This is a genomic window from Kocuria arenosa, from assembly GCF_042879215.1.
Taxonomy (GTDB): Bacteria; Actinomycetota; Actinomycetes; order Actinomycetales; family Micrococcaceae; genus Kocuria; species Kocuria arenosa.
The window spans coordinates 259,537-279,651 of record NZ_JBHZTA010000002.1 but is presented as its reverse complement, the minus strand read 5'-3'; the positions used below and the strand labels follow the sequence as shown (position 1 = coordinate 279,651).

Sequence of the window (20,115 nt, the reverse complement as noted above, 5' to 3'; positions counted from 1 at the left end):
ACTGGGCTGGGAACGGGCCATCTCGAGGACGGGCAGGGCCCACCCTGCCTGAAGCAGGGCCTCGCGGTGGAGGTCAGGTACGAGTTCCACCGACCCGCGTGTCGACCCTGCAGCTCCGCAGAGGTGACTCGGCCTGTCGAGGCTGCCGCTATGGCGCCATATGTAAAGCGGAGAGTGTCCGGCCACCACTCCCCAGACGGCGGTCTCAGCAAGCCGATCCTCCGTGCGGGTCCCCACCTGGGCGATGTCACAGGAGTGCTCAGCCTGCGTTGATCCCGACGCCTGCTCCCGCACCGTCCTGTTGTGTCACCTCTTCCCGACGCCCCGCCTTTTCCCACCTCCGCACCAAGGCCTACACCCCACCTCCATACCCCCGAACGACTCGAGGGCGCCGCCATGCATCCCCATGGCCCTACTGGCGGGCGCGTCGCGGACACCTCTCCTCCAAATCTCTTGTGAGTCGAGTCACCTCCTGCTATGGTCTTCCCGCTTCGCAGAAAGTATTTCCCATTGGGTGGGAATACTGTGCGGGGCGTCGCGTGGGCAATGCCCCCGGCACCGGGGCGATCACCCTGCGAGGAAGCGCTCGTGAACCGCAAGTCAGGAGAACCATGACTCACTACGAAATTGCCGTAATTCCCGGGGACGGTATCGGCCCCGAAGTCGTGGACGCCGCTCTGTCCGTCCTGAAGGAATGCGAAACCCGCTACGGACTGAAGTTCCATTACACGTTCTATGACTTCAGCGCAGACCTGTACCGCCGCACCGGTCGAAAGATCACTGCCGCCGACATGGATGAGATCGGCAAGGCGGACGCCGTGTTGTTCGGCGCCATGGGGCTGCCAGATGTGCGTGGACCGGAAGGCCTTGAACTGGGCGCCCAGGTCGAGATGCGGGCCCACTACGGGCTTTTTGCCAGCCTTCGGCCGGTGCGGCTTTTCCCGGGAGTCGAGAGCCCGGTCAAGGCGAAGGAAATCGACATGCTCGTCATCCGGGAAACCTCCGAAGGGATGTTCGCGGGACTGGCCGATGAGCACGAGCCCAGTGATGAGCGGGCGAGTGATCGCATGACGATCACCCGGGCCACGTGCGAGAAGCTCTTCGACGTGGCCTTCGCCCAGGCGCGAGCACGCCGCAAGCGAGGCACCCCGGGACACGTGACCCTGCTGCACAAGTCCAACGCGCTGCGCAGCAACGTGCTGATGGAGAAGGTGTTCGACGAGGTCGCTGCGCGCAACGACGATGTCGGAAGCGCGAAATTCTACATCGACGCGGGATCGATGTACATGGTCACCGATCCGGAACGCTACGACGTCGTCGTCTCGGAGAACATTTTCGGCGACATCGTCTCCGAGATCGCAGCCGGCCTCGTCGGCGGTCTCGGCGTCGCGCCCTCCGCCGACGTCAGCCTGACCCACGGCGTGTTCCAGCCCTCCCACGGCAGCGCCCCCGACATCGCGGGCAAAGGCATCGCGAATCCGACGGCAATGATCCTCTCGGCCGCCATGATGCTGGAATGGCTGGGCGAACGCCACGATGACGACCTGTGCACCCAGGCAGCACGAAGCATGCACGGCGCCGTCGAAGCAACACTGGCCACAGGTCCTCGGGCACGCGACCTGGGCGGAACGGCCGGCACCCGGGAAGTGGTGGAGGCGGTCCTCAGCGCCCTGCCGGCGGAGCTGGGAGCTGGGCGGCTGGAGCACCACGTCGCCGCCGTGACCGACGGATAACCCTGCACCGCCAGGCTCTCACTCTGCTCCCTCAACCTCTCATACCGCAGTCGGCAGGCATTGACTCACGAAAGATGTGCACCCATGACCTACAAAGTCTTGTTCCTCAACCCGCTGAAGGACTATGTCGGCCGCCTGGTGGATTCCGCACCGGAGGGCTTCGAGGTGACAGTGATGCCGCCCGGGGCGGAGGTGTCGGCGATGTGCCGTGAGGCGGCGGATGCCGACTTCCTCATCTCGGGCGTCGACGTGCCCGAGGAGGTGTTCCGGGCCGCCAAGAACGCCAAGTTCATCCAGTACATGAGCTCTGGCTACGGGCAGCTGCCGATCAGTGTCCTGAACGAGCTGGGGGTTCCGGTGGCGCAGATGAAGACCCATTCGATCTCCGTCGGAGAGCATGCGGTCACGTTGATGCTGACGGTGCTGCGGCGGATCCCGGCCTCCATGCAGCTGATGCACGATGGGAAGTGGCGTCAGGACCTGGACGAGATGTCCTACTCGGAGCTGTACGGCAAGACGGTCGGGATCGTCGGCCTGGGGAACATCGGGCGCTGGGTCGGCAAGGTCGTCCACCACGGGTTCGGCGCCAACGTGGTCTTCTACGACAACGCGGAGATCCCGCTGACGGTGTCCGAGCTCATCCCGGCTCGCCCCGTCTCGTTGGAGGAGCTCATGGCGATCTCCGACATCGTCTGCGTGAATGTTCCGTTGAATGCGGACTCCGACAAGATGATCGGGCGCGAGGAACTGGCCCTGATGAAGCGCAGCGGTGTTCTCGTCAATGTCGGCCGTGGTGAGGTTGTGGATGAGCGCGCCCTCATTGAATGCTTGCGCGAGGGGCGCATCGCGGGAGCAGGACTTGATGTCTACGACAGAGAGCCGTTGGACACCGCCAGCGAGTTGCTGGATCTGGAGCAGGTGGTGTGCACCCCGCACATGGCCGGTGTGGGCTGGGAGAACGTCCAGCGCAGGATCGCGACGGTCTGGCAGAACTTCGATGCGGTCCTGCGTGGTGACACCCCCAGCGGGGTCGTCACAGAGACGAAGCGAGCGGCCCACCTGTCGGTCTCGTAGCGTGCCACCCACCCGCGATGCCGGATGAACCGTATGGATTCGGTCGAAGGGATGGCGCGGGGGCGGTCACCGTGTGATCAGCGGCTGCCGGGGCCTGTGGTTCGGCGCCCGGGTCGCTGTCAGGGGTGGTGTCGATGCTGCCGCGCGAGGCGGCCGGCAATCCGCCATGGGCACCACGGGAGACGTCGAGCAGTGCTCGTGCCCTCCTGCTCCTGAGCGCCCAAGTGGCCGGCACGAGTGTGACGTCAGCTCCATCCGGGGCACCCGTGGGCACCGTCGGCCGCACAGTCCGGGTGCCCGAGAACTGGGATCTGTTGCGCGGTAGAACAGACACCTGGCCATAAGGTGGCTCCATGTCGTCCTCTGAGTCACCGAGTAGCAACCGCACCCTGGAGCGTGTGGCCGCGATCCTCGATGCCGTGGATTCCTCCTCGGCCTCGGCCAGCGAGCTGGCTCGCCGAACGGGCCTGTCGGTCTCGACCGCCCACCGCTTGGCCCTGTCGATGGTCGAGTACGGATTCCTGCGCCGGACCGAGGCCGGGAACTTCCGGCTGGGACAGCGCTTCGTGCAGTCCGCCCTGGAGAAGGTCGCGCTACCGGCACTGACCGCGCTACGGGACGCGACCGGTGAGAGCGCCCAATTGTGGATCCGTCGCGGGGAGGACCGCATCTGCCTCCTCAACCTCGACAGCCCCCAGGAGCTGAGGGCGACACTGCCTCCGGGATCGCGTCTGGCCCTGCCGGCAGGCTCCAGCGGACGCCTCCTGGCCAACGAACCGGAAGCCCTGGAGGAGATGGAGGCCCACGGGTGGGTGGAATCCGTCGGCCGGCGAACTCCGGGGCTGGGCTCGGTCAGCGCCCCGGTGGTGCTGCGCGGGCAGACCATTGCCGCAGTGTGCCTGGCCATGCCGCTGGCCCGCGTGCAGGACTCCCCTGGCGCCGACTTCGGTGACGCCGTCGTCGCTGCCGCCCGACGTATCAGTGGCGACCTCGAGCAGGCCGCCCTGTAGTTCCCCACCACATTTGCTCCACAACCCCCTCGGCTTTTTCGCCGAGGGGGTTGTGTGTGTTCTGGGTCACGCGCTAATGTCCTCCCGCTAAACGACAGTGATATCCCACCCAGTGAGAAGCTTGGGACGTCGCAAGGCCAAACCAAGGAAGCAGGCACCATGACCGACAATCTCCGTCTCGAGGGCACCTCCCTCCCGCTGGAGGGCATCCGTGTGCTGGAGCTGGGCAGCTTCATCGCCGCCCCCTTCGCCGCCCGCCTGTTCGGCGACTTCGGCGCCGAGATCATCAAGATCGAGAAGCCCACCGGCGGCGACGAGCTGCGCGACTGGCGCAAGACCCGCGGGGCCACCTCGATGCTGTTCCGCACCGTGGCCCGGAACAAGAAGTCGGTAGCCCTGGACCTGCGCTCGGACACCGGCCGGGAGGCGGTGAAGAAGATCGCCGCGAAGTGCGACGTGGTGATCGAGAACTTCCGCCCCGGCACCCTGGAGAAGTGGGGCCTGGGACCCGAGGTCCTGACCGAGCTCAACCCGGAGATGGTGATCGTGCGGATCTCCGGCTACGGACAGACCGGCCCGTACCGCAACCGCGCCGGTTTCGGCAGCTCGGCGGAGTCCTTCGCCGGGCTGCGCTACGTCACCGGTGAGCCCGACCGCCCGGCCGGCCGGGCCGCGGCGTCCCTGGGCGACACCGTGGCCGGGCTCTACGGAGTCATCGGGGCGCTGATGCTCATGCTGCAGAAGGCCCGCGGCGCCCGCTCCGAGGGCCCGCAGGTCGTCGACGTCGCCCTCTACGAGGGCGTGTTCAGCCTGCTGGAGTCCCTGGTGCCCGACTACGACGCCTACGGGTTGGTGCGCACCCGCACCGGTGGCCGGCTGCCCGGGGTGGTGCCCACCGGCTCCTACCCCTGCGGCGACGACCTGGAGGTCGTCATCGGCGGCAACTCCAACTCCGTCTTCCGCCGCCTGATGACCGCCATCGGCCGGGCAGATCTGGCCGCCGACGAGTCGCTGCTGACGACCGAGGCGCGCGGGGCCCGGGAGGAGGAGCTCAACGGGGCGATCACCGCCTGGACCTCCAGCATGCCGCTCAAGGAGGTGCTTGAGCATCTCGACGCCGCCGGTGTGCCGGCCGGGCCGGTCTACGACGCCCCGTCCATCGCCACCGACGAGCACTACCTCGCCCGGGGCATGATCGAAACCCACGAGGTCGTCGTCGAGGACGAGCCCGAGCTCATCCGCTTCCCCGGGGTGGTGCCCAAGATCCCCGGCCACCAGGGCCGGGTCCAGTGGGTCGGTCCGGAGCTGGGCCAGCACACCGAGGAGGTCCTGCACGAGATCGCCGGGCTGAGCCCCGAGGAGATCGCCGACCTCACCCCGCAGGAGGTGGGCTGATTTGGACATGCAGATCACCGACGTGTTCCTGCGCGACGGCCTCCAGGACGAGGACGTCGTCGTGCCCACCGCCGACAAGCTCGCCGTCGCCGAGGCCCTGGTGGCCGCCGGCCTCACCCGCCTGGAGGTGGCCTCCTTCGTCAACTCGAAGAAGGTCCCGCAGATGGCCGACGCCACCGAGGTCCTGGCCGGGCTCCCCCACCCCGAGCCGGTGACGTACACGGCACTGGCGCTCAACGGCCGCGGCATCGCCCGGGCCGTCGAAGCGGGAGCCACCGACGTCCAGGTCGTCGCCTCCGCCAGCCAGGCCCACAGCAGCGCCAACGCCGGACAGTCCATCGAGGACGCCCTGGCAGACCTCGCCGCCGAAGTGGCCCGCTACCCGCGGACCCACTTCTTCGCCGGGATCTCCACCGCCTTCACCTGCCCCTTCGAAGGTGAGATCGACCCCGCCCACCTGCTGCGGGTGGTGCGGGCCTTCAAGGCCATGGGCATCACCGACATCGGCCTTGCCGACACCCTCGGCAGCTCACCCACCCATCAGGTGATCCACGCCGTGGCGTACGTCCAGGACGCCGAGCCGGAGCTGACCTACTCCCTGCACCTGCACAACGCCCACGGCCAGGCCCTGGACACCGTCACCGCCGCCGTGGAACGGCTGGGGATCACCCGCTTCGACAGCGCCCTGGGCGGCTACGGCGGCTGCCCCTTCGCCCCCGGCGCCCACGGCAACATCGCCACCGAACAACTCGTAGCCCACCTGCACGCCACCGGCCACGACACCGGCATCGACGAGGACCGCCTCGCCGAGGCAGTGCGCCTGGCCCGCGACGTCATTGCGCACTCCCCGGCGCTCGGGTCCCTGGACCCCGCCGGACGCTAGACCACTTCACCTCTTCCATCCACGAGCGGATCCTGTGAGAACCGCCGTGCCCACACGAACCAGGGGATCCCGATGTCCACGACACCACCGACCACCCAGACCACCGAGCCCGCCGGCCAGGCATCGGATCAGCAGCCTGCGGACCCGGGCACCGGGATGCACCGTGCGGTCGCCCCGACCGCAGGCCCGCGCCGGGGCACCCACTACCCCGGCCGCCAGGGCTGGCGCATCGCCAGCACGCCCGCCCCGATCTACGCCGTGTTCGCTGCCGTGGTGCTCATCGCCGCGGTGACCGGCAACCTGCCCGAGTCCATGCTCGCGGGCTTCGCCGTCACCATGCTGCTGGGCGGACTGCTGATCTGGATCGGCAATCTCTTCCCCGTGATCCGCGACTACGGGCTGCCCACCGTCCTGTGCACCTTCGTCCCGGCCACCCTCATGTTCGCCGGGGTGATGCCGGAGAACGCCGTGGTCGTGGTGCAGAGCTTCGTGGACAGCTACGGGTTCCTGGACTTCTTCGTCATGGCCCTGATCGCCGGGTCCATCCTCGGCATGCCCCGGGCACTGCTCCTGAAGGCCGGGCCCCGCTTCGCGGTCCCCCTGGTCGGGTGCCTGATCGCCACCTTCAGCCTGATCGGGCTGCTCGGTGCGGTCACCGGCTTCGGGTTCATGGAGGGCATTCTCTTCATCGCCGCCCCGATCATGGCCGGGGGCCTGGGTCTGGGTGCGGTACCGATGTCGGAGATGTACGCCGCCCGCACCGGCGGGGAGGCCGCCACGTTCATGGGTGATTTGATGTCGGCGGTGGTGATGGCCAACATCGTGTGCATTCTCATCGCCGGGGTCTACAACGGGCTGGGCAAGCGCAAGAAGCAGCTGTTCGTTGGGTTCAACGGCCACGGTGAACTCATGCGCGTGAAGGGCCGGGCCGGAGAAATGGCCACTCCGCCGAAGAAGGAGCTCTCCTCCTTCCTCTCCCTGGGCAAAGGCCTGCTCATCGCCGCGGTCCTGTTCGTGGCCGGCAACCTGGTCGCGGTCTACCTGCCGGTGCTGCACCCCTACGCCTGGACCATCCTCTTCGCCGCCGCGGTCAAGATCTTCGGGCTGCTGCCCAAGGACCTCGAGGACGGGTCCTCCGAGTGGGGCGACATGATCGCCTCCATCCTGGTCCCGGCCCTGCTCGTCGGGGTGAGCATGACCTACATCGACATCCAGGAGGTCCTCGCCTCGGTGAGCAACCCGATGTTCATCATCCTCACCATCGCCACCGTCGTCATCGCCACCCTCACCTCCGGGGTCCTGGGCTGGCTGGTGAAGTTCCACTTCGTGGAGGCCGCCATCACCCCGGGCCTGGTCATGGCCGACACCGGCGGCTCCGGCGACGTCGCCGTGCTCAGTGCGGCCAACCGCATGCACCTGATGCCCTTCGCGGCGCTGACCAACCGCCTCGGCGGAGCCCTGGTGCTGTTCGTCACCTCCCTGCTCGTGCCGCTGCTGGCCGGCTGATCCGGGACCCGCCCCACCGGCACCGCTCCGCCGCACCGATCCAGGGCGGCGGAGCGCCCCGTCCACCGCACCAACAGGCAACACATGACCGCCACCGTCATCACCAAAACCCGAACAGGACATGTGCCATGACGAAGACCGACTCCATCCAACCCTCACCCACCCTCGACAAGGAGCAAGGTCCCGACGTGCCAGCCGACAGCGACGTGCTAGCCGAGAGCAACGGGACGAAACCCCTTCCCGGCGGACACAGCGCCACGGGTGAGAACACGGATTCGCCCCTCACCGTCTCCACCGCCGTCGCCGAGGGAATCGCTGCGCGCACCGATCACCTGTTCGGGCTGATGGGCAACGGCAACGCCCACCTGATCAGCCACCTCACCTACGCCGGGTTCGGATTCACCTCCGCCCGCCACGAAGCCGCCACGGTCACCATGGCCGATGCCTACCACCGGGCCACCGGGCGCGTCGGGGCGGCCACCACCACCTACGGGGCGGGGTTCACCAACGCCTACACGGCCCTGGCCGAGGCCTGCCTGGCCCGTATCCCCCTGGTGATGGTGGTGGGCGACGCCCCAACGACGGGGCGTCGAGCCTTCGACATCGATCAGCCCGGTGCCGCCACGGCGGTGGGGGTCACCACGCTCGTGGCGACCCCGGAGAACGCAACGGCGATCACGCACCGGGCCTTCGACCTGGCCCAGCAAACCTTCCGGCCCGTGGTGGTGGCCATCCCCTATGACGTCGCTACCGCCCCGCTCATCGAGCCGGTGCAGCTGCCGCCATTGCCGGCCAAGCCTGCCTGGAACGCCCCGTCCGAGGAGCTCGACCGCATCGCCGCCCTGCTGCGTGACGCGCGCCGGCCGTTGATCCTGGGTGGGCGCGGCGTGCTCCTGGCCGATGCCGCCGCCCCGCTCAAGGAGATCGGGGACCGGCTCGGGGGCCTGTTCATGACCTCGGTGATGGCCACCAACCTCTTCGACTCCCCCTGGGACCTGGGGATTGCCGGGGGCTTCACCCGCGACCACCGCCTCGAGCTCGTCCGCCAGGCCGACCTGGTGCTGGTCGCCGGGGCGAGCCTCAACGCCTTCCAAGCCCGCTACGGAACCCTCTTCGCGCCCGGCACCCGGGTGATCCGCATCGACAACGAACCCGAGGCCGCGGTGGCCCACCCGGCCGTCACCGACTACATCCGCGCCGACCTCGACCCCTTCCTGCAGGCCCTCACCGGCCGGATCCCCACGACCGAGCAGGCGCGCACCTGGCGGGCGGCCGTGCCCGAGGTGGCCGGGGAGGCCTTCCGCTCACCCGCCCCGGTGGAGGACCCGGCCGAGTTCGGCCCCGACGGCCGGCTCAACCCCCGGACCGTGGTCGCGGCCCTGGAAGAGATCCTCCCGAAGGACCGCTCCGTGGTGATGGACGGGGGCCACTTCATGGGCTGGGCCCCGATGTACCTGACCGTGCCGGATCCGCAGGCCATGGTCCTGGTGGGCACCGCCTTCCAGTCCATCGGACTGGGGTTCGGCTCCGCGGCCGGGGTCTCGGTGGCCCGCCCCGAGCGCACCACGGTGTTCGTCACCGGCGACGGCGGTGGGCTCATGGGCCTGGCCGACTTCGAGACCTTCATCCGCGCCACCGCCCGCGGAGTGGTAATCGTGCTCAACGACTCCGCCTACGGGGCTGAGCTGCACCAATACGCCTCCAAGGGCCTGGACCCCACCGCAATGCTCATCGACGAAGTCGACTTCGCAGCCATCGGCCGGGGCCTGGGCGCGGACGGAGCAAAAGCCCGGACTCTGGCCGACCTCGCCGTGCTCACCGACTGGCTGGCCACCCACGACGAAGGAGTCTTCGTCCTGGACGTGGCCATCTCCCAGAAAGTCGTCGTGGAATTCATGGCCGCCTCCCTCACCGCCGGCAAGAAGATGTAGACCATGGCCTTCCCCACCAGCCCTGCCGATAGTCAGGGCGCCCCACCGCCCCAGATCTCCGGGCCCGCAATGCCCACATCCGAGGCACCACAAGCGGACGCAACGTTATCCGAGGACACAACCATCTCCGCTTGGGCACTACGCCCTGGCGACCATGTGGAGGTTCACGCGCCGGGACACCAGCCTTACCAAGCAGTCGTCGACGACACCATGCCCCACCTGCACGTGGCCTGGGTCCGGGAACTCAAGTGCGGAGAGCGGCGAATGCTGTCCACCCAGGAGCACCGCTTCCATCGCTGTTGAGAGCCACCAGGCGTCAAGGTCACGGCGGGCGTGCACCACGTGCCGAACCAAGGTCTCGAGCAGTCAGCCATGACGCGATGACAGGCCTGCGCCGGGAGGAAAACACGAGTCACCAGCGGAAGCTCCATGTGCGCCATGACTTCCCGCCCCGTGCTCCCACCGAAAGCTCCTCGTCCATCCACGCGGATGGACGAGGATCTTTACGTTTCCCAAACCAGAACAACCGGGACTGCCGCATTGATAGGTGACGTTGAGCTGGCTCGATGGCCGCTATCCCGCCATATGTAAAGCCAAGGAGACGGAGCCTGTCTTGGTTCCGCCGTTCGTAATCACATCTGCGTTCTAGGGTGCCTTCCCCGTTCCCCCGCACGGTGGGTCGGGGTCCACGCGGATCACGTGGAGGTGAAGTGGACCTCGACGTCGTTGGGGTTGCGCAGCGCGAGGTAGACCGGGCAGCGCTGCAACTATGCCTGCTGCATGGCCTCCACCTGTTCGGCTGGGCTGGTCGAGGACACGGTGATCTCGATGCGCAGCTGCTGCAGATCCGGGGTGATGCCGTCGACGTCTAGCAGACCGCCGAGGTTGGTGGTGCAACTGGCCGTGGCGCTGAGCTCGGTGATCTCGACCCCGAGCTGAGGGGCGAGGGTGTCGTGGATGAAGGCCACCGCGCACCCGGCCAGGGCACCGAGCAGATAGGCGGTAGGGCTCGGTGACTCATTGGAGCCGCCGACCGGTTCCGGCAGGTCGGTCTCCCAGCTGAAGGAGCCGGCGCCCAGGCGGGTGCGGCCCTGCGTCAGCGTTGCTGTCACCTTCGGGAAGATCTGTCCGGCGGCCGGGTCGGCGGTAATCCGCTCGATCGATTCACTCAGGGCGATGTTCATGGCTTCTCCTGATGATCAGGCCATGACGTCCCACGCCGCGGCGCGAGGTTGTGCACCCACCATGCTAGGACGAGGCCAACACCGTCGAAAGGAACGAGCCATCCTGGTCCGTGTTCGGACGTCACGTTTGGTTTCCTGCGGTGACGCCCGCCCCAGCTCCTGCTCCCGCTACGACGACACGCCCCAAATATCGTCCCGGCACAGCCCGGACTCACCGGCCACCGGCACCTGGTCCGCCTGCCGGACCTACCCTTGTCGACGCCGGCGTCGCGGGCGGATGGTTTGAGCTCCCGCCCTTCCCGGATTGAAGCGAGGAACCGCTGACCCGCAGGTGAGGACGAGGACAAAACCATGACGGAACACCATCACAGAAGGTGCTGCATCAATCAACAGAATCCGGTGCACGACATGTGCATCGTGATGTCCACAGTCAACGAGGAGCTCAGATGGTCGTCGCTTACGGCAACTCCTGGATCCGTTGGTAGAGGGTGGCCTTGGACATCCCCAGGTCGCGGGCGACCTGGACCCTGAAGTGGTTCTATCAGGTTTGTCTTGGCGCAGTCTCGCAGCACTTGCGACTCGAACGTTATGCGGAGGGGCTCGGAGTTAGTCGGTCACGGTTCTCGACTGCCCACTGTCGTAAGGAGATCGAGGGGCTGCCGGTGACGAACTCCACGTCGTCGCGGACTGTGCCGATGTATCCCATCCGTCCGTCGATGACCTGCCGGGTGAATTCCACGCCCGCGTCGGCGTACCAGGACTCCACCGTGAGGCTGCGGTCGGCGATCGAAGCCTTGAACTCCTCTGGACCGCGCACGTCGCAACGAATCTCTCGGTCCAGGACATCGGAGAAGATGGCCGCCACCTCGGGTCCCGAGGCCACTTCGGTGGACAGCCAGTATTCCTTGCCGCCGTGTCGAGATGGCCCCTGGCGCAGCACCGTCGCGGCGACAGCGGCGATGTCTCGCGCGGCGATCCATCCGACGCGGCGGTCATCCCAGAAGACGGAGAAGGCACCGTCGTCGACCGGAGTCATTGACGCCAGCCCCTCCATGAACACGTTGGGGTGCAGGTGCGTCCACTCCAGGCCGCTTCCCTCGATGTAGCGTTCGATTATCTGGTGCCAGACGAAGTGCGGATCGGTGACGTCCCAGTTGGCGAACACGCCTTGATGCACGATGTGGCCAACACCTGCTTTGACCGCGGCATCGACGAGCGTCTTGCTCTGGGCCAGCATGGCAACGGTGTAGCCGGTCAGAAGATAAACTCGGTCCACGCCGTACAGCGCGTGGGCGAAGGTGCTCGGATCGTCCAGGTCGAGGCGCACCGTGTCCCGTCCTGCTGCACGCAGTTCTTTCACCTGCTCGAGTTTGCGCGCGGCGTAGCGGACCCGAACGTTGCCGGGTCACGGTCGAATTCGTCGATGATGAGCTTGCCGACCTGGCCGGTCGTCCCGATGACGAGCACGATGGGTCTCGTTGAATCAACCTCTGCAGCATGATTTTCCACGGTGGTTTCCTTTCGATTTGGTACGTATCAGTCGATCTGACGTCAGAGCAGCGATCTAGCCGCAGAACATCAGGGCGGCGTCATGGTGAGCTCGGCGCTCGGGATCCTCTGGCTTGGCGCCGGCGTCTGGCTGTGGCGCTTTGATCTCGGCACAGCCAGACGTGACCGAGAGCCGGCAGGTCATGTTCTGTTGCTCGTTCAGTCTTCGTCCGTGTTGCGCGTGTGTCGCGGAAGGAATGCCGTGGCCACGAGGGCGACGACTGCGAGAACAGTGCCGACTGTGAAGGCAGCGCGTGCACCATCTGCGATGGAGGTGGCGTCGGTGCCGCCGGCGTTCGAGCTGAGAACCGCGATGAGTACTGCCAGACCGGCCGCGCCACCGAGCTGCTGGATGGTGTTGAGTGCGGCGCTGCCGTGCGGAGCGAGAGCGCTGGGAAGGGATCCCAGCGACATGGTGAAGAGAGCGACCCAGGCGAAGGCTTGTCCGGCGCAGATGAACACGTACGTAGCCAGTGCCACCCACATCGAGGTGTTCTCGGTGAAGGTCGTCATGAACCACCAGCCGGCACTGACGACGATAGCTCCCGGGATCGCAAGCCCGCGGGCTCCGAGGCGGTCGTAGTAGCGGCCGACGAGGACGGACACGATCCCGATCGTCGCGCCGCCCGGCACCATGAGCAGCCCGGTCTCCAATGAACCGAGTCCGAGGGATTCCTGCAGGATGAGAGGGAGCAGGGTGGCGAGACTGAAGGCGCCCATCACCAGGAACAGGAAGACGATGACCGGTCGTGCGAATCCGGCATGGATGAAGATTCGCATGTCGAGAACGGCCGCGTCACGGCGCTGCAATCGGAGCTGACGCCACACGAATGCTGCGATACCCGCCACGCCCAGCGGGATCGCGATCCAGAAGGTGGGCGAGAAGTGGCCACCGCTGGATTCGCCAGCACTCGCTAAGCCGTACACCAACGCTCCGAATCCGATCGCGGAGAGCACCAGCGACAGCGTGTCGAATCCGATGCGCCGCGGCGTGGTGAGGTTCGGCATCTTGATCGCCCCGATGAAGAGGCCGAGGAGTGACAGCGGCAAGATAATGATGAACAGCCACCGCCAGGTCAGCTGCGACATCACGAGACCGGAGAAGGCGGGACCGAGGGCGGGCGCGACAGCGGACACCGCAGTGACTAACGCCATCATCCGTCCACGACGAGACGGCGCAACGAGACCGATCGATGTCGTCATCAGCAGCGGGACCAACACCGCCGTACCGAGTGCTTGCACGATCCGGCCGGTGAGCAGCAGCGCGAAGCCGGGTGCGACGGCCGCGATCAGGGTGCCGAGGGTGAACAATCCGACGCTGACAAGGAAGATCGTCCGAAGCTGGAATCGCTGCATGATGTACCCGGTGGTCGGGATGATCACCGCCAGGGTGAGGGCGTAGCCGGTGGTGAGCCACTGCCCGGTCGTAGCCGTGATGTTGAGGTCGTCCATGATCTGCGGCAGCGCCACCCCGACCACCATCTCGGACAGGAACGCCACGAACGCCGAGAAGACCAGGACGGAGATCGTCAGAACCTCTCCCGGAGACAATCGCTTCGTCGGTGCGGGGCTGGTCGCGATCGGGCCGGTCACCGCTCTTGGGGGATCGGCGACGATGCCGACGGGCCCTGTTGCAGGGGCGAGCTGCGTGTCACTACTCATGAAATGTTGACTCCAAGGTGCTCGTGTCATTCATCGGCTCGGGGTTGGAATCCACAGGATCACCGCCCGGACAGAGCACCACGCCATCGGAGAGCTTGCCGGCATTCAGTCTCCACCTTCACACTAGTGTGAAGGTCAAATTCCGGCTTAGCGTCGTCCTTAGTTGTGTCGGCGTCAGCGCTCGGGTCTGTCGTCTCCGTGAGAAATCTCCGGTGCCTGGCATGCGGCGGGCGCCAGGCACCGGAGATAGGTTCAGTCGGCTAGCCCTCTTCAGTCACGCCAGTGTCCGGGGTTTGACGGCCACCAGTATGAGGGCGCCGAGCACGGAGGCGAGGCCGCCGAGGACCAGGGCTGTCTGTACGCCCGCACCGTCGACGAGGAGCCCACCAAGGAATGCGCCGAGGGCGATCGCAACCTGGAACACCCCTGTCTGCAGTCCGCCGATGCTTTCCAGGCGGCTCGGTTCGGCTCGTGCGAGCCAAGTCGAGATGACAGTCGGCAGGGCACCGAAACCGGCCCCCCAGAGTGCGGCGGCGACGAAGAGCAGCACGGTACTGCCGCCCATGTACACGAAGGCGATCATCGCGAGACCGAGGACGAGCGGGAAGATCAGTGCCGCGGTGCGCAGGGTGCGGTCGGCGAGAGGTCCGGCGATCAGGTTGCCGCCCACAATCCCGAGGCCGTACACCAGGAGCAGGACAGCGAGCTGCTCGGGATCGAGCCCGCCGACCTCGGTCGCTGCAGGACGGATGTAGGTGAAGCCGGCGAAATGACCGGCCCCCATCAAAGCCATGGTGAACAGGCAGAGCAGAACCATGCGGGAGCGCAGTGTCTGGACCAGGGGCCGGAAGCCGCTCGACGGGCCGGTCAGCATCGAAGGCAGGGCGAAGAATTGGATGACCATGGCGATGATGCCGACGCCCGCGGCCAGAGCGAACACTGCACGCCAACCCCAGATCTCGCCGAGCAGCGTGCCGAGCGGGACCGCGGCGACCGTGGCCAGGGTCACGCCGACATTCACGATCGTCAGGCCCAGACCGAGTTTCGATGCCGGAACCAGGCGCGCTGTGATGGAGATTGCCAGCGCCCAGAATCCGCCGATCGCGATGCCGAGCAAGACGCGGGCGGCCAGAAGGATCGGGTAGGTCGGCGCGATCGCCACCAGCACATCGGATACAACGGCCAGCGCTGAAAGGATGATCATCAGGTGCCTGCGGTCCATGCGCGAGAGCACGACAGGGATGGTGATGCCGGAAACGGCTGCGACGATGGCGGTGATGGCGACGGACTGACCGGCCACACCCTCTGTAACTCCCAGATCTGCGGCAACCCGGGAGAGAAGGCTCGCCGGCAAGAATTCGGCCATCACGAGGGCGAACACGCCCACGCTCAGCGAGGCCACGCCCGCCCATGATGGTTTCTGCATCGGGCCTGCGCTGTCGGACCGTGATCCGTCAGCGCCGGTGTCTTGTGTTGCTGTTGCTTCGTGCGAAGTCATGCGTTAGTCATCCTGGCTTGCGTGTGGGTGGGAGTGAAGTTGTGGTGCCGCAGCGTCAGCTGTAGCAGGCACGGTTGATGGCGACGAGGAACTTGCCGTCCGGCCTGCCGCCGGCGGCGATGTACCCGCCGATGGCGTCCATGGCCAGATCCCGGCGCTGCGGGACGCGCTCCTTCTCGGCGGCTGCCAGGAAGGCGGGCACCTCCTCGCGCGTACGGTCGGTGCAGTAGACGGGGGCACCGGGCTGTTGGCGCCACGATTCGGCGAGGACTCCGGCATCGACAGCGTCGAAGCCGGTTTGCTCGACCAGGGACATCGCGAGATTCCGGTGGTCGTCGCGATCGGAGGCGACCGGGATGGCGACCCGGCCTGCAGTACCGGCCTCGGTGGCCTTGGCGTCGAAGGACTGGGAGGTGATGGCGTTCCAGGCTTTCGTGACGGGGCGCCCGAACACCTCGGACAACCAGATGCTCTCGGGTTGTCCCTCGGAGAAGGCGGGGATGATGCCGTCGCGGGCCGGGTAGTAGTTGGACGTGTCGATGACGACCGCGCCCTCGGGTGCGCGCCGGACGTGGGCGGCGATGTCCTCATTGCGGTTCATCGGGACGGAAACGATGAGGACATCGACGCCGGTGGCCGCTTCGGAGGCGGTGACGGCTCGTGCACCGGTGCTCAAGGCTGCGGCGGCGATCGTCTCCGGGCCGCGGGAGTTGGCGATCGCGACGTCATGTCCGTGCCGACTGAGCCGCCGAGCGATGGTCGAGCCGATCGAGCCCGCGCCGATAATTCCGATTTTCATGGTTCTCCTCTTAAGTGCCTGGTCCCTTCAGTCTCAACCTTGCCACTAGTGTGAAGGTCAAATCCGGAAGAGAACCACGGCCGGAGTCCGGGGTCGTGAGTGCATGCAAATCCGGGTGTCGCTAGCGGAGGGATCGGTATCGGCCCTGGAAATACAGCAGGGGATCAGGATGGTCGCCAGGGGACGTCCCTAGTTCGATGACGCGTCCGAGCACGATGAGGTGGTCGCCGGCGTCGTGTTCTGCCCAGATCCTGCAGTCGAGCCAGGCCGGGCTTCGATCGAGGATCGGGTTGCCCTGTTCTGTCCGACTCCACTGGATGTCTGCCCATTTGTCCGTGCCTCGCCGGGCGAACTGGTTCGATACTGCTTCCTGCTCGCGGGCGAGGATGTTGACCGTGAAGGATCCGGCGTCGCGGATCCTCGGGTAGGTGGTGGAGGTCTTCATGACGCTGAAGGACACCAGCGGCGGGTCGACGGAGACACTGTAGAACGATTGGCAGGTGAACCCGATCGGTCCTTGGTCATCGTGGCCGGTGATGATCGTGATGCCTGAGGCGTAATGGCCGACGGTACTGCGAAAGAGACCCTGATCAATGCTGTGGCGGTGGGTGCCGGCGGTCGTCGTCATGCGGTGGGGTTCGCGAGTCGGGTGTCCAGGCCGTACTGGGCTGGGGCGCCGAGGTGGTCGCGGAGGGTGGTGCCTTCGTAGTCGTCATGGAAGAGACCGCGCTCCTGGAGCAGGGGGACGACTTCGTCGACGAAGGTGTCGATCCCGTCCTCGTAGACATCGATCGACACCCAGAAGCCGTCGCAGGCGCCTGCTTCGAACCATTCCTGCATGTGATCCGCGGTGACGGATGCCGGGCCTACGGGGGTGGGGTGGTAGTCGATCACCCCGTGAGCGAGGATGTCGCGGAGCGTCCATCCCTCGCGGGCGACGTCCAGTGCCCGCGGGGAGCGGGGATCGAAGGGGCTGGGTCGGGCTCCCGCCAACTGGGCGGGACTGAGTGGCTCGTCGATCTGGCTCGCATCGAGCGTCAGTCCCAGCATGGAGCCGAGATAGGGCACGAGGGCCGGAGCGGCTTGGTCACCGAGGGCTACACGGCGGTCCAGGGCCGCCCGTTTGGTGGCGGCGATGGCCGGCATGACCCCGGCGATGAACTTCACCTCGTCAGGGTTGCGTCCGGCCTTGCGCGCTGCATCGCGGATGGCTTCACGCTGGGCGCGCGCATCCTCGATGGTGAATACGGCGCCGATGACGGCGCTGGCGTACCGACCGGCGATCTTGAGGCCGTTCGCCCCTCCACCGGCCGAGAAGACCACAGGTTGGCCCTGCTCCGACGGTGGAATGGGCAGGGGCCCGCGGGAGGCGACATATTTGCCCTGCAGGTTGATGGCCTCGATCTTCTCCGGATCGATGAACCGAGCGTTCGTCGTGTCCTTGCTCCAGGCGTCCTGCTGCCAGCTGCCCCAGAGGGCCTGAGTGATCTGGATGGTCTCGTGCGCCCGCTGGTAGCGCTGCGGCCGGGGCGCGATCTCCTGCCCAAAGTTCGCGGCTGAGCCGGGGTCGCTGGTCGTGACGGCGTTCCATCCGGCTCGGCCGTGACTCATCACGTCCAGGGCCTTGAACTGGCGAGCGAGGTTGTAGGGCTCGTTGAAGGTCGTGGAGCCGGTGGCCACGAGACCGATGCGCTCGGTGGCGCGGGCTATGGCCGCCAGGGTCAGCATGGGTTCCAGGGTGAGCATGGGCGCCTCCTGCACGCCGTCTGCTTTGTAGGCCAGGAAGTCGGGCAGGAACAGGAACGCGAACTTGCCGCGTTCGGCAGCCTGGGCGTACCGCACCTGAGCGTCGAAGTCGGTGTAATTGGCTGGATCCACGCCCGCGGCGCGCCAGGCCGATCCATGGGCGCCGTACCCGTTACCGAGCTGCAGGCCGAGGATCATTTTTGAAGAGGAGAAAGTCACCTACCCATCGTGCAACCTTCTCACTAGTGACAAGGTCAAATCACGAGCCTACTGCTACGCCGGCTGCCGTTTGGTGACGATGCTGCTCTTGCTGCCGACGGCGGCCTCCAGCGAGCGGATGTAGCGGGTGATGGCGTCCCGGTTCTGGGAGAGGACGTCGATCTTGTGGGTCATCCGATCCCGCTCGTGCAGCAGGATCTCCAAGAGCTCCGGGTCCGCGTCATCGACGACGACGGTCTGCGGCTGGTTCAGGCACGGCAAGATATTGCCGATGATCCTGGTCGGGATACCCGAGTCGATGAGGCCGCGGATCTTGGCTACGCGGTCCACGAGGTATTCGTCGTACTCCCGGTAACCGTTGTCCAGGCGGCGCGGTGTCACCAACCCTTGCTCCTCGTAGTACCGGAGCATCCGAGCAGGCACTCCAGATCTCTGTTCCAGTTCGCCTATACGCAAGATGCCCACCCCTTGGGTCGTGACTAAGCCCATGTCAACCTTCACACTAGTGGAAGGGTGGCACGGTGAGCTACTCGTGTCTGCGCCCGTGCAGACGTCCTTGAGTATTTGTGCAGACGACCGTGAGAACCGACCACGGGACTGCCGCACGAATAGGTGACAGCTGACCTGGCTTGATGGCCACTAGCCGGCCATGTGTAAAGCGGAATGGACGGAGCCATCCTTGCACCCACCCGCCCGGAGGCCCACCAGCAATCGTTCGGTCGGTCCTGGGACCGTGGTTACCGTCTTGGACTCAGGGGGTTGGAGGCCCGTCAGGAGGCCGCTACTGCGACACACGAACCGTGAAACCTGGACGAGCCGGCGTGAGGTGATGGTCCCATTCAGGCACCTCAACGGGCGCACGTTGCCTGACAAGTTAAGCCGGGCCGGTCGTGGTGATGGGGTTATCCGACCGCTGCAGGCTGAAGTTCGGCCAGGTGCGCGAGATGTTCCTTGGTCTGGCGCACGAAGGCCCTCAGATTGGCTGAGCGGGCGTCGCGTCGCCAGGTGAGCCAGGTTTCTACTCGCCCCAACTCGCCTTCGATGGGGTGGCAGGTGACGCGGTTGCCGCCGGGCAGGGTCTCGTAGAGGCTGCGAGGCATCATGCAGATCCCGGCCCCTGCGGCCACGCACGCGAGCATGCTGTAGTAGGAGGAGATTTCCACGACCCGGCCCGGGTTGATGGTGCTCTGTTCCATCCACTCCTCGAACCGTTGGCGGTAGGAGCACACGGTGCCGAAGACGAAAGCGGTGGGGTTGGATGCCCGGAATTCCTCGTCGATGGCTTTCACCGGCTCGGGGGTGAGGATGACCAGCTCCTCGGTGAAGGCGTGCAGGCCGGTGAGCACCGGTGAGGCTGGTGCGCCGTCGGTGAAGACGGCGTTGACCTGTCCGCTGAGCAGGTGGTCGAAGAGCATCCCGGAGGCCCCGGCTGCCAGCTCGAGGTCCACCGCGGGGTAGTTGAGGTGGAACTCCGCCAGCAGCGAGGGGATTCGCACCGCCGAGGTGCTCTCCAGGGCCCCGATGCGGAACCGCCCGCGGGGTTGCTCCCCGGTGGCCAGGGACTTGGCTTCCCCGGCGATGTCGATCAGCCGGCGGGCGTATTCCAGGAACGCCTCTCCTTCTGCGGAGAGAGTGACCTGTCGCTTGTCGCGCAGCAACAGGTCCATGCCCAGTTCCTTCTCCAGGAGCCGGATGCGGGTGGACACGTTCGAGGGGGCTCGCAGCATCTTCTCGGCGGCGGCGGTGATCCCGCCGTGCTCGGCCACGGCCACGAACATCTCCAGTTGGGCAAACTCCATCGTTCTCTTTTCCAGAAGCTTAGGTTCCGAAACTGCTTGTTCACAGCAGGGTGACACCCCTCTAGCCTTTTATCAAGAGGTCGCTAGCACAGACCAAGACAGATGGAAACCGATGGGGCCGAGAGATC

At 66.4% G+C, this 20,115-nt stretch carries 16 protein-coding genes and 1 pseudogene; 7 read left to right on the top strand and 10 right to left on the bottom strand.

All coding sequences use genetic code 11. The features are described 5' to 3' along the window. Nucleotides 1-611: 611 nt before the first annotated feature. From ACFYE3_RS04705 to ACFYE3_RS04675, 7 genes are all read left to right on the top strand, one after another. Entirely contained in the window at nt 612-1,733 is a 1,122-nt protein-coding gene (locus tag ACFYE3_RS04705) for an isocitrate/isopropylmalate dehydrogenase family protein (RefSeq protein WP_387606517.1), read from the top strand. Nucleotides 1,734-1,817: 84 nt separating this feature from the next. After that, nucleotides 1,818-2,807 carry an NAD(P)-dependent oxidoreductase gene (locus ACFYE3_RS04700; RefSeq protein WP_387606516.1) on the top strand — a complete coding sequence of 330 codons (990 nt, stop codon included), beginning with the start codon at nt 1,818-1,820 and terminating at the stop codon, nt 2,805-2,807. 398 nt (nt 2,808-3,205) lie between these two features. Then, nucleotides 3,206-3,817 carry an IclR family transcriptional regulator gene (locus tag ACFYE3_RS04695; protein ID WP_387606514.1) on the top strand — a complete coding sequence of 204 codons (612 nt, stop codon included), beginning with the start codon at nt 3,206-3,208 and terminating at the stop codon, nt 3,815-3,817. A gap of 159 nt (nt 3,818-3,976) precedes the next feature. Continuing rightward, the gene (locus ACFYE3_RS04690) at nt 3,977-5,212 is read left to right on the top strand and encodes a CaiB/BaiF CoA transferase family protein (protein ID WP_387606512.1); all 1,236 of its coding nucleotides are present in this window, start codon (nt 3,977-3,979) and stop codon (nt 5,210-5,212) included. 7 nt (nt 5,213-5,219) lie between these two features. After that, nucleotides 5,220-6,095, top strand: coding sequence for a hydroxymethylglutaryl-CoA lyase (locus tag ACFYE3_RS04685; protein WP_387606510.1), 876 nt, complete (start codon nt 5,220-5,222; stop codon nt 6,093-6,095). A gap of 72 nt (nt 6,096-6,167) precedes the next feature. Next, nucleotides 6,168-7,601, top strand: coding sequence for a 2-hydroxycarboxylate transporter family protein (locus ACFYE3_RS04680; protein ID WP_387606509.1), 1,434 nt, complete (start codon nt 6,168-6,170; stop codon nt 7,599-7,601). Nucleotides 7,602-7,729: 128 nt separating this feature from the next. Then, the gene (locus ACFYE3_RS04675; protein WP_387606506.1) at nt 7,730-9,532 is read left to right on the top strand and encodes a thiamine pyrophosphate-binding protein; all 1,803 of its coding nucleotides are present in this window, start codon (nt 7,730-7,732) and stop codon (nt 9,530-9,532) included. Between the two features lie 767 nt (nt 9,533-10,299). Here ACFYE3_RS04675 and ACFYE3_RS04670 read toward each other — a convergent pair. The 10 genes and pseudogenes from ACFYE3_RS04670 to ACFYE3_RS04625 form a co-directional block, all read right to left on the bottom strand. Continuing rightward, the gene (locus ACFYE3_RS04670; protein WP_387606504.1) at nt 10,300-10,716 is read right to left on the bottom strand and encodes an OsmC family protein; all 417 of its coding nucleotides are present in this window, start codon (nt 10,714-10,716) and stop codon (nt 10,300-10,302) included. A 586-nt stretch (nt 10,717-11,302) separates the two neighbouring features. After that, a complete protein-coding gene (locus ACFYE3_RS04665) occupies nt 11,303-12,076 on the bottom strand; it encodes an NmrA family NAD(P)-binding protein (RefSeq protein WP_387606502.1) in 774 nt (257 codons plus the stop codon). Next, on the bottom strand, nt 12,073-12,225 hold the full coding sequence (locus tag ACFYE3_RS04660) for a hypothetical protein (RefSeq protein ID WP_387606500.1): 153 nt from the start codon (nt 12,223-12,225) through the stop codon (nt 12,073-12,075). The genes ACFYE3_RS04665 and ACFYE3_RS04660 overlap by 4 nt, the downstream gene beginning before the upstream one ends. 198 nt (nt 12,226-12,423) lie before the next feature. Next, nucleotides 12,424-13,857: a DHA2 family efflux MFS transporter permease subunit gene (locus ACFYE3_RS04655; protein ID WP_387606499.1), complete on the bottom strand. Its 1,434-nt coding sequence runs from the start codon at nt 13,855-13,857 to the stop codon at nt 12,424-12,426. A 343-nt stretch (nt 13,858-14,200) separates the two neighbouring features. Continuing rightward, nucleotides 14,201-15,424 (bottom strand): MFS transporter, encoded by a 1,224-nt coding sequence (locus ACFYE3_RS04650; protein WP_387606497.1) that lies wholly within the window; start codon nt 15,422-15,424, stop codon nt 14,201-14,203. A gap of 55 nt (nt 15,425-15,479) precedes the next feature. Then, nucleotides 15,480-16,229: pseudogene (locus ACFYE3_RS04645) on the bottom strand (NADPH-dependent F420 reductase); the annotation flags it as partial. 115 nt (nt 16,230-16,344) lie between these two features. Next, nucleotides 16,345-16,851, bottom strand: a complete 507-nt coding sequence (locus tag ACFYE3_RS04640; protein ID WP_387606495.1) for a flavin reductase family protein — start codon at nt 16,849-16,851, stop codon at nt 16,345-16,347. After that, a complete protein-coding gene (locus ACFYE3_RS04635; RefSeq protein ID WP_387606492.1) occupies nt 16,848-18,188 on the bottom strand; it encodes an NtaA/DmoA family FMN-dependent monooxygenase in 1,341 nt (446 codons plus the stop codon). Before ACFYE3_RS04635 ends, ACFYE3_RS04640 begins: the two co-directional genes overlap by 4 nt. A gap of 54 nt (nt 18,189-18,242) precedes the next feature. Next, nucleotides 18,243-18,677, bottom strand: coding sequence for a MerR family transcriptional regulator (locus ACFYE3_RS04630; protein WP_387606993.1), 435 nt, complete (start codon nt 18,675-18,677; stop codon nt 18,243-18,245). A 413-nt stretch (nt 18,678-19,090) separates the two neighbouring features. Continuing rightward, on the bottom strand, nt 19,091-19,987 hold the full coding sequence (locus tag ACFYE3_RS04625) for a LysR family transcriptional regulator (RefSeq protein ID WP_387606489.1): 897 nt from the start codon (nt 19,985-19,987) through the stop codon (nt 19,091-19,093). Nucleotides 19,988-20,115 lie beyond the last annotated feature (128 nt).

Excerpts from the sequence above, each read along its gene's own strand:
- ACFYE3_RS04690 (WP_387606512.1), top strand. The coding sequence starts at position 3,977 with ATGACCGACAATCTCCGTCTCGAGGGCACCTCCCTCCCGCTGGAGGGC.
- ACFYE3_RS04630 (WP_387606993.1), bottom strand. The coding sequence starts at position 18,677 with ATGGGCTTAGTCACGACCCAAGGGGTGGGCATCTTGCGTATAGGCGAA.
- ACFYE3_RS04670 (WP_387606504.1), bottom strand. The coding sequence starts at position 10,716 with ATGAACATCGCCCTGAGTGAATCGATCGAGCGGATTACCGCCGACCCG.
- ACFYE3_RS04625 (WP_387606489.1), bottom strand. The coding sequence starts at position 19,987 with ATGGAGTTTGCCCAACTGGAGATGTTCGTGGCCGTGGCCGAGCACGGC.
- ACFYE3_RS04685 (WP_387606510.1), top strand. The coding sequence starts at position 5,220 with ATGCAGATCACCGACGTGTTCCTGCGCGACGGCCTCCAGGACGAGGAC.
- ACFYE3_RS04675 (WP_387606506.1), top strand. The coding sequence starts at position 7,730 with ATGACGAAGACCGACTCCATCCAACCCTCACCCACCCTCGACAAGGAG.
- ACFYE3_RS04650 (WP_387606497.1), bottom strand. The coding sequence starts at position 15,424 with ATGACTTCGCACGAAGCAACAGCAACACAAGACACCGGCGCTGACGGA.
- ACFYE3_RS04680 (WP_387606509.1), top strand. The coding sequence starts at position 6,168 with ATGTCCACGACACCACCGACCACCCAGACCACCGAGCCCGCCGGCCAG.
- ACFYE3_RS04700 (WP_387606516.1), top strand. The coding sequence starts at position 1,818 with ATGACCTACAAAGTCTTGTTCCTCAACCCGCTGAAGGACTATGTCGGC.
- ACFYE3_RS04705 (WP_387606517.1), top strand. The coding sequence starts at position 612 with ATGACTCACTACGAAATTGCCGTAATTCCCGGGGACGGTATCGGCCCC.
- ACFYE3_RS04640 (WP_387606495.1), bottom strand. The coding sequence starts at position 16,851 with ATGACGACGACCGCCGGCACCCACCGCCACAGCATTGATCAGGGTCTC.